8 protein-coding genes are annotated in these 9,254 nt (G+C 63.6%); 6 read left to right on the top strand and 2 right to left on the bottom strand.

Annotated elements, in window-relative coordinates; translation table 11 throughout:
* From ACK41X_RS21255 to rsmA, 6 genes are all read left to right on the top strand, one after another.
* Positions 1 to 1,052 (top strand): LptF/LptG family permease (locus ACK41X_RS21255; RefSeq protein ID WP_409727557.1); only part of this gene is annotated, 1,052 nt, incomplete at its 5' end.
* A 47-nt stretch (positions 1,053 to 1,099) separates the two neighbouring features.
* Positions 1,100 to 2,152, top strand: a complete 1,053-nt coding sequence (gene lptG / locus ACK41X_RS21250; protein ID WP_409727560.1) for an LPS export ABC transporter permease LptG — start codon at positions 1,100 to 1,102, stop codon at positions 2,150 to 2,152.
* On the top strand, positions 2,152 to 4,638 hold the full coding sequence (locus ACK41X_RS21245; RefSeq protein WP_409727554.1) for an LPS-assembly protein LptD: 2,487 nt from the start codon (positions 2,152 to 2,154) through the stop codon (positions 4,636 to 4,638). Before lptG ends, ACK41X_RS21245 begins: the two co-directional genes overlap by 1 nt.
* A gap of 85 nt (positions 4,639 to 4,723) precedes the next feature.
* Positions 4,724 to 5,644 (top strand): SurA N-terminal domain-containing protein, encoded by a 921-nt coding sequence (locus tag ACK41X_RS21240; protein ID WP_409727551.1) that lies wholly within the window; start codon positions 4,724 to 4,726, stop codon positions 5,642 to 5,644.
* A 4-nt stretch (positions 5,645 to 5,648) separates the two neighbouring features.
* Positions 5,649 to 6,668 carry a 4-hydroxythreonine-4-phosphate dehydrogenase PdxA gene (pdxA, locus tag ACK41X_RS21235; RefSeq protein WP_409727547.1) on the top strand — a complete coding sequence of 340 codons (1,020 nt, stop codon included), beginning with the start codon at positions 5,649 to 5,651 and terminating at the stop codon, positions 6,666 to 6,668.
* On the top strand, positions 6,668 to 7,513 hold the full coding sequence (gene rsmA / locus ACK41X_RS21230; protein WP_409727544.1) for a 16S rRNA (adenine(1518)-N(6)/adenine(1519)-N(6))-dimethyltransferase RsmA: 846 nt from the start codon (positions 6,668 to 6,670) through the stop codon (positions 7,511 to 7,513). Before pdxA ends, rsmA begins: the two co-directional genes overlap by 1 nt.
* A gap of 3 nt (positions 7,514 to 7,516) precedes the next feature.
* Here the strand turns inward: rsmA and gmk are convergent, their stop codons facing one another.
* Positions 7,517 to 8,176, bottom strand: coding sequence for a guanylate kinase (gene gmk, locus ACK41X_RS21225; protein ID WP_409727541.1), 660 nt, complete (start codon positions 8,174 to 8,176; stop codon positions 7,517 to 7,519).
* The gene (locus ACK41X_RS21220; protein WP_409727538.1) at positions 8,173 to 9,060 is read right to left on the bottom strand and encodes a YicC/YloC family endoribonuclease; all 888 of its coding nucleotides are present in this window, start codon (positions 9,058 to 9,060) and stop codon (positions 8,173 to 8,175) included. Before ACK41X_RS21220 ends, gmk begins: the two co-directional genes overlap by 4 nt.
* Positions 9,061 to 9,254 lie beyond the last annotated feature (194 nt).

The raw sequence follows: 9,254 nt of genomic DNA, 5'->3' as shown, positions 1-9,254 counted from the left end.
TTGGCATTACCGGCCTCGTGATACCGATGCTGGTTCTGGTGATTGCGCCGATCGCGCTGATGATCGCGGTGATGCATGCGATCGGCCGGCTGTCGAACGATTCGGAACTGATCGTGATGAACGCGGCCGGCATGTCGCCCTGGGCGCTGTTCCGGCCCTTCCTCCTGATGGCAGTCATGGTCAGCACGGTCATGGCGACGATCGGCGCGTGGCTCGGACCGCTCGGCCTGCAGACGCTCAATAACTGGGCCAACGAGGTGCGGGCGGACCTCGTCACCAATGTGGTACAGCCCGGCCGCTTCAACGGCTTCGAGCGCGGTCTGGTGTTTCATATCCGCGAACGGCAGGCCAACGGCATGCTGATGGGGGTGTTTGTCGACGACCGCCGCAATCCCAAGGAGCGGGTCAGCTTTCTGGCCGAACAGGGCACCGTGGTGAAGGACGAACGCGGCACTTTCCTGGTTCTGGAAAATGGCAGCGTGCAACGGCTTGAGATCGTGCGGCGCCAGAAGGGTCAGAAAGGACCGCTCAAACAAAAGGATCCGACAATCGTCAAATTCGAGCGCTATGCGCTCGACCTGGCGCAGGCTCCGACCGACCCGCAAAGCCTGCGCAGCTCGGCCCGCGACCGCTTCGTCTGGGAATTGATGAATGCCGACGACGAAGGCAGCAAGCTGCAGCCGGGTCAGGTCCGGGCGGAGCTGCATGACCGGATCTTTGCGCCGATTTACCCGATTGTCTTTACCATCATCACCTTCGCCTATCTGGGCGCCCCCCGCACCACCCGGCAGGGCCGCGCCATTTCGATTGCCAGCGCCGCCGTGGTGATCGCCACGATCCGGCTGATCGGCTTTGTCGTGATCGTGCTGTGCGTGCGCTACCCTTGGGTTTTGGCTTTCCAGTACCTGCTGCTCACGGCAGCTGCCGGTCTTGGCCTTTACGCCATTCACCGCGGCCTTGAGATCGAACCGCCCGCTTTTGTCACCAAAGCGATCGATGCCATCGGCGCGCAGCTGGCGCGCCTTGGCCGGTTTGCGGCACCGGCGACCTGAGGGAGCACGCGGTGCGGATATCCCTGACCCTCGGGCGCTATTTCGGGATGCGGTTTCTGACCACCGCACTTGCTGTTTTCGCCGGCGTCGTGCTCCTGGTCGCCTTGCTCGATTCGGTGGAACTGATGCGCCGGACCGCGACAAACGAGAACGCGACCGCGCTTGCCGTCATCAAGTTGTCGTTTTTCCGCGTGCCGATCATCGCCGAACGGATCATCCCGTTCTGCGTGCTGATCGCTGCAATGTCCTGTTATCTGAGCCTGTCGCGGCGTAACGAGCTCGTGGTCGCGCGGGCAGCTGGCGTGTCGGCCTGGCAATTCACAGCGCCAGCAGTGGCGATTGCGCTGCTGCTCGGCGTGCTGACAACACTTGTCTACAATCCCGTGGCGGCTCTCCTGCAGGAACGCTCCAAACGCTACGAGATCGAGATTTTTGGCCAGCGCGAATTCGGACAGCAAGAATCCGGTTTCTGGGTCCGGCAGCGAAGCCCGGATGGCCAGTCGATCATCAATGCCAGGAACAGCCGCGACCAGGGATTGCGGCTGGAGGGCGTCACCGTGTTCACCTTCGACGAGCAGGGGCGCTATCAGGAAAGAATCGAGGCCCGCTCGGCAGAGTTGCAGGATGGCGCCTGGGCGCTCACGGAGGCGCGCGTCTATCCGAGCAACAGCCCACCCTCGGAGCACGGAACCTATGCGCTGAAGACCAATATTTCCCGCGAACAGGTCCGGGAGAATTTCTCCACGCCGGAAACGCTGACGGTGTGGGAGCTGCCGGAATATATCCGGCTCGCCGAGAATGCAGGCCTCGCCGCGGCGGGCTACCGGCTCCAGTATCAGAAGCTATTGTCACGCCCGTTCCTGCTGGCGGCGATGGTTCTGCTGGCAGCCGCGTTCAGCCTGCGCTTCGCCCGTATGGGCGGCGTTCAGAAAATGGTTCTGGGCGGCGTGCTGTCCGGGTTTTTTCTCTATGTTCTCTCGAAAATCACCGAGGATATGAGTAAGACAGAGCTCCTGTCGCCGGTGACCGCTGCTTGGGCGCCGGTGTTGGTAGGGGGACTGACGGGGTTCTTGGTGTTGCTTTATCAGGAAGACGGGTGATGGCGTCGCGTATCCCAGCCCGTTCCGGATCGATTGGCCGCGGCTTGTCCGCCGCGGTGTTGGCGGCTGTTGCCGTGGCTCTGTTCGGGGCCGCGACTCTGGCGCCTGCCTTTGCCCAGACCGACTTTTTCCGCTTCGAGCAGCGCCCGAAGGGAACAAAGAAGCCGTCGCTCGGCCGCCCTGCGGCTGGCGCCGGCGACAAGCAGATGATGGTGCAGGCGACCGAAGTCCAATACGACCACGTCAATGAGCGTGTGAGTGCGGTCGGCAATGTCCAGATCTACTATGACGGGTCCACCATCGAGGCCGATCGGGTGGTCTATAATCAGCGCACCAAGCGGCTGCGCGCCGAAGGCAATGTCCGCCTGACCGAGCCCGGCGGCAACATTACCTACGGTGAAATCCTCGAACTCAACGATGATTATCGCGACGGATTTGTCGATTCGCTGCGGGTCGAGACCCCGGACCAAACGCGTTTCGCCGCCGCCCGTGCCGACCGCAGCGACGGCCGGTATTCGGTGCTGCAGAGCGGCGTCTACACTGCGTGCGAGCCCTGCAAGACCGACCCGCGCAAGCCGCCGCTCTGGCAGGTCAAGGGCGCACGTATCATTCACGACGAACAGGAAAAGATGATCCATTTCGAACAGGGCTCATTCGAGCTGTTCGGAAGGCCGATTGCCTATTTCCCCTATTTCTCGACGCCCGATCCGACCGTGAAGCGCAAGAGCGGCTGGCTGATGCCGGTCTTCTCAAGCACAACAAAGCTCGGCTTTGTGATGGAGGCGCCTTATTTCTGGGCGCTGGCGCCAAATTACGATCTTACTCTGACACCGAGCGTCTCGACCAAACAAGGACCGTTCATGCAGGCGGAGTTTCGCCACCGGCTGTTGAACGGTGCCTATGCGATCCGCGCTGCCGGCATCCGCCAGTTCGACAAAGACGAGTTCATCCACGCCAATGGACAGCCCACCCCCGGCTATCGCGACTGGCGCGGTGCAGTTGAATCGAACGGTCAATTCGGACTGAACCAGCGCTGGGTCTGGGGCTGGGATGCGCTGCTGATCTCTGACAAGACCTTCTATCAGGACTACAAGGTTCAGACCTTCACGAAGGATGCGCGCAACCCGTTCCAGAACAACAAGATGGAGGGCGTGTCCCAGCTCTATCTGGTCGGGCGCGGCAGCCGCTCGTATTTCGACGCCCGGACCATGTACTTTTACGGTTTTTCGGAATTCGACCAGCAGAAGCAGCTGCCGGTCGTCCATCCGGTGATCGACTATACTTATACGGTGGGACAGCCGGTGCTGGGCGGCGAGCTCGGTTTCCGGTTCAACATGACCAGCATCTCCCGCGACACCGCCGATTTCGACCCGATCAACAAGACTGCGAAGGATCTGAATTTTTGCGGATTCACCACCGCCGATCCCGCGGTCAAAAACACCAACAATTGCCTGCTGCGCGGCGCACCGGGGAGCTATTCGCGCTTCTCGGCGGAAGCGAGCTGGAAGCGCACCATCACCGATCCGCTTGGCCAGATGTTTACCCCGTTCTTCTCGGTGCGCGCCGACATCGCCTCGGTCAATCTCGAGAACGAGCCAGGCGTGTCGAACTTCATCGAAACCAGCGACACCGCACAGTTCCGCGGCATGCCGGTCGCCGGCCTGGAATATCGCTACCCCTTCATCAACGTGCAGTCCTGGGGAACGACCATCGTTGAGCCGATCGCGCAGGTCATCGCCCGTCCGGACGAGTCGAAGATCGGAAAGATGCCGAACGAGGATGCGCAGAGCTTCGTGTTCGACGACGGCAATCTGTTCAGGGTCGACAAGTTTTCGGGCTGGGACCGGGTCGAGGGCGGCGGCCGCGTCAATTACGGCGTTCAGACGACCACCCAGTTCAATCAGGGTGGCTATATCAACGTGTTGTTCGGGCAGTCGTATCAGCTGTTCGGCACCAATTCCTTCGCGGCCGGCGATGCCACCAATACCGGCCTGAATAGCGGTCTCGACACCCGCAGGTCGGACTATGTGGCAAGGCTCTCCTATCAGCCGGACCGCATGTTCACCCTGACGACGCGCTACCGGTTCGACGAGAAGAATTTCGACATGCGCCGGTTCGAACTCGAAGGCCGCGCCAATTTCGATCGTGTGTCGCTGCAGGCTCTGTACGGCAACTACGACAAGCAGCCCGAGCTCGGCTTCCTGGCGCGGCGCGAAGGCATCCTTGGCGGCGTCTCGGTCAAATTGACGCAGAACTGGGCGGCGATCGCAGCGGCGCGCTACGATATCGACGCCGATAAATTCGACCAGACCCGGTTCGGGCTCGGCTATATCGACGATTGCCTTATCTTGGCCCTGAATTACATCACCAGTTATACCTACAGCGGCAATCCAACCAAGGATCACCGCCTGATGATGCAGCTGAGCCTGCGGACGCTGGGTTCGACCTCCGGGACAACCGGAATTTCCGGCATCGGCGGACTCTAGCGCTCCGAGCCGCACGCGCCAGCGGGCTGCAGAATCGCCAAGTCGCGTCGGGGAACCGGGCGGAAAGGATTCAGGACCGCAACGCATGCAGGACTGCAAAGCAAGAACACTGCGATTGAGTCTGTTCGCGGCCGCCGCCGCGGCGTCGCTGTGCTTCGGCACGCCAGCACAGGCCCAGATCGTGCTTTACGTCACCGGCCAGCCCATCACTGCCTATGACATCGAGCAGCGCAGCAAGCTGATCGCGCTCGGCGGCAAACCCAAATCGCGGCAGCAGGTCATCGACGAGCTGATCGACGACCAGCTGAAAATTCTCGCCGCCAGGCGCTTCAATTTCGAGATGAAGCAGGCTGACGTGGATGCGGCCTTCGCCAGTCTCGCCCGAAACGCGGGGGCGACGCCGGATCAATTCAGCAAGATGCTGGAGAGCCGCGGCGTCAATCCGAACGCGCTCAAGGCGCGGCTCAAGGCGGACCTGACCTGGAACCAGGTCGTGCGCGGCCGCTTCGGCCAGCAGATCAATCCGTCTGAGAAGGATATTTTCGAAGCCGAAATGCAGAGCGAACAGAAAGAGGTCGGCATCGAATACACGCTGCACCCGATCACGTTCGTTGTGCCGCGCGGCTCTCCGGCCAATGTCATCGAGGCCCGCCGGCGCGAGGCCGAGGCGCTCCGCCAGCGTTTCCAGTCCTGCAATACCGGGTTGCCTTTCGCGCGCGCGCTGCGCGAAGTCGTGGTGCGGGCGCCGATCCGCCGCAACTCTGCGGATCTAAGCCCGGCGTTGCGGGAAATCCTTGCCAAAGTCGAGATCGGCAGGGTGACGCCACCGGAGGTTACCGAGGGCGGCGTCGAGGTTTTTGCGCTGTGCGAGCGCAAGGAGACCAATTCGGACTCTCCGACCAAGCGCAAGGTCCGCGATGAAATCTTCCAGAAGCGCTTCCAGAAACAAGCCGACCGCTATCTGCGCGAGTTGCGTTCGCAGGCGATGATCGAATACAAGCAATAGCGCTATGCCCGCACTCGCGCTGACCATCGGCGAGCCGGCCGGAATCGGCTGCGACATCGCGCTCGCCGCCTGGACCATGCGGCGGGAGCGCGACCTTCCCGCCTTTTATCTGATCGCCGATCCCGACCATGTCGCCGCCCGCGCCCAACAGATTGGCCTGGCCGTGGAGCTCGGCACCGCAACGCCGGAAACCGCGGGCGCAATGTTCGGGTCGGCGCTGCCGGTCGTGGCGATCGACAATCGTGCGACAGCGGCGCCAGGGCAGCCGGACGAAACCAGCGCCGCGGTCTCGCTGGCATCGATCCGGCGCGCGGTGCGCGACGTCGCAGACGGCCGCGCATCGGCGGTCGTGACCAACCCGATCGCCAAGCATGTGTTGTACCGCGCCGGTTTCCGCGATCCCGGCCATACCGAGTATCTGGCCAGACTCGCGCAGGACATGCTCGGCGTCACGGCGACACCGGTGATGATGCTGTGGTGCAAGGAACTCGCCGTGGTCCCCGTGACCATCCATGTGCCGCTGCGTGCGGTGCCGACGCTCCTCACCGCCGACCTGATCGTCGAGACCGGGACGATCGTGGCGCGCGATCTCGCGCAGCGTTTCGGCATTGCAGCGCCGCGGCTTGCGATTGCGGGGCTCAATCCGCATGCGGGGGAAGATGGCTTGCTCGGAGACGAGGAAATCCGCATCGTCCGGCCGGCGGTCGAGCGGCTCGCGGCTCTTGGCCTTGCGGTTCGCGGCCCGCTGCCTGCCGACACGCTGTTCCACGCCGCCGCCCGCAGCAGCTACGACGCCGCCTTGTGCATGTATCACGACCAGGCGCTGGTCGCGATCAAGACTTTGGCGTTTGAGGAGGCCGTCAACGTCACGCTCGGGCTGCCCTTCATCCGCACCTCACCCGATCACGGCACGGCTTTCGACATTGCCGGCACCGGCCGCGCCAACCCCGAAAGTCTGATCGCCTCGCTCAAGCTCGCGGCAAGGCTCGCGGCCCATGAGCGGCCCTCGCGTTCGGCGGCCTGATGGCCGCCCTCGACGATCTGCCGCCGCTGCGCGACGTCATCCGCAAACACGAACTGACCGCTAAGAAGTCCCTCGGACAGAATTTCCTTCTCGACCTCAACCTCACCGGACGGATCGCGCGCGCGGCGGGTCCGCTTCACGGCGTCACCGTGATCGAGATCGGCCCCGGCCCCGGCGGTCTCACCCGCGCGCTGTTGATGCATGACGCCGCGCGCATCGTCGCGGTGGAGCGCGACGCCCGCGCGGTCGGCGCGCTGCAGGAGATCGCGCAGCGCTATCCCGGACGGCTGACCATCGTCGAAGGCGACGCGCTGACCTTCGACCCTGCACCGTTCCTGCACGAGGGCCCGGTGCGGATCGTCGCCAACCTGCCCTACAATATTGCGACCGTGCTGCTGACCGGATGGCTTGAGGCCGAGCCCTGGCCCCCCTTCTATGAGCGCCTCGTCCTGATGTTCCAGCGCGAGGTGGCGGAGCGGATCGTGGCCGCGCCCAACACCAAGGCTTATGGCCGCCTCTCCGTGCTCGCCCAATGGCGCACCAAGCCGAAAATCCTGTTCGATGTCGCGCCATCGGCTTTTGTGCCGCCGCCCAAGGTCACGTCGTCGGTCGTGGAATTTGTCCCGCGCCCCGCGCCCGATCCATGCGATCGCGCGGCATTGACGCGGGTTGCGGAAGCCGCCTTCGGACAGCGCCGCAAGATGCTGCGGCAGAGCCTGAAGACGCTCGTGCCCGATCCGCTGCCGCTTCTGGAGACAGCAGCGATCGCCCCGACCGATCGCGCGGAAGACATTCCGGTCGAGGGCTTCGTGCGTCTTGCACGCGCCTATTCAGCGCGCGCCTGAGACTTACGGCGGCGTCAGCGCCTTCAGGTCGGTCAGCAAGGTGTCGACGAAGGCCTGGATGTCGTCCTTGTGGACGCGCTTCAGCCGCTCCGCGGTCAGGATACCCCGCAAGCGGATGAAGCTCTTTTCAAGGTCGCGATTGACGAGGACGTAGTCGTATTCCTGCCAGTGCGGGATTTCCTCCGCCGCATTCCTGAGCCGCCGCGCGATGATTTCGGGCGTGTCCTCGGCGCGCCGTTCCAGCCGCGCCTTCAGTTCGTTTGCGGTCGGCGGCAGCACGAACACACTGACCACATCGTCGCGCATTGTCTTGTAGAGCTGCTGGGTGCCCTGCCAGTCGATGTCGAACAAAACGTCACGTCCTTCCGCCAGCGCGGTTTCGACCGGCTCGCGCGGCGTACCGTAGAAATTGTCGTGCACCTCGGCCCATTCCAGCAATTCGCCGCCGTCGCGCATCAGTTCGAATTGCCGGCGGGAAATGAACTTGTAGTGGATACCGTCGATTTCGCTGGAACGCCGGGCACGCGTCGTCACCGAAATCGAGAGAGACACATTCTCTTCGGTATCGAGAAGATTGCGCGTCAGCGTCGTCTTACCCGCGCCCGAAGGCGAAGACACGATCAGCATGATGCCGCGCCGGGCAATATCGATATTGGCGCTCATTCGAGATTCTGTACCTGCTCGCGAAACTGTTCGACCACGCTTTTCAGCTCAAGGCCGATATTGGTCAACTCGACATCGTTCGACTTCGCGCACAAGGTATTGGTTTCGCGGTTGAGCTCCTGCGACAGGAAGTCGAGCCGCCGGCCGATGGCGCCGCCCGCTTTCATCAGGGCGCGGGCCTGCGCGACGTGAGCCGCGAGACGGTCGAGCTCTTCGCGGATATCGGCCTTACCGGCAATCAGGATTGCTTCCTGATGCAGGCGGTCCGGATCGAAACGGCTGGACGCCTCAAGCAGAATCGCAATCTGGTCCGCAAGTTTCTTCTTCACGGCATCGGGCTGGCGTCCGGGCGCCTTTTCGGCGCGGGCGGCCAGGGCTGCCATTTCGTCGAGCCGCGCCGACAACACGCGCCCGATCGCCTCGCCCTCGTGCCTTCGCATCTGCGCGAGACCCGTCACCGCTTCGGAGAAGCCGTGAACGATGGCCTCTTCGGCCGCGGCCTTCTCCTCCTCCGATTCTTCGGCGTCGGTGACGTCGATCACGCCCTTGAGCCCGAGCAGACCGTCGAGCCGGGGCTTGTCTGCATCGACTTTGCCCGACAGCCGCGAAATGGCGTCCACGATCGCATTCAGGACCGGCTCGTTGATGCGGACCACGGGTCCGACGCCCTCGCGGCTGACCGACAGCGTGGCATAGACATTGCCCCGCGACAGCATCTCGGCGGCGCGCGCTCGGACCGGGATTTCGACGCCGTCGAAGCCGGGCGGCAGACGCAGCCGCACGTCCAGCCCCTTGGCGTTGACCGACTTGATCTCCCAGGACCAGGCATAGCTGCCGCTCGCGCCATGGCTGCGGGCAAATCCGGTCATGCTCGACAAGGTCATTGCGGGTTCACGCACCAGGGGAATCGGACGCTGCGGACCTTACAGCGCTCACCCGCCGGGCGCTATTGCGCGCGCTGTCCGCCGCCGGGCACCGGTGCCCCGCGCTGGGCGGCTCCCTGCTGGGGATTGCGCGCGCCCGGCTGGGCGGCTGCCGGACGCTGTACCACACCAACGGAATCGGTCCCCAGCTTTTT

The sequence above is a fragment of the Pseudorhodoplanes sp. genome (assembly GCF_046289595.1).
GTDB lineage: Bacteria > Pseudomonadota > Alphaproteobacteria > Rhizobiales > Xanthobacteraceae > Pseudorhodoplanes.
Note: the sequence above shows the minus strand (reverse complement) of the source record. Positions and strands in the feature narration are given on the sequence as shown.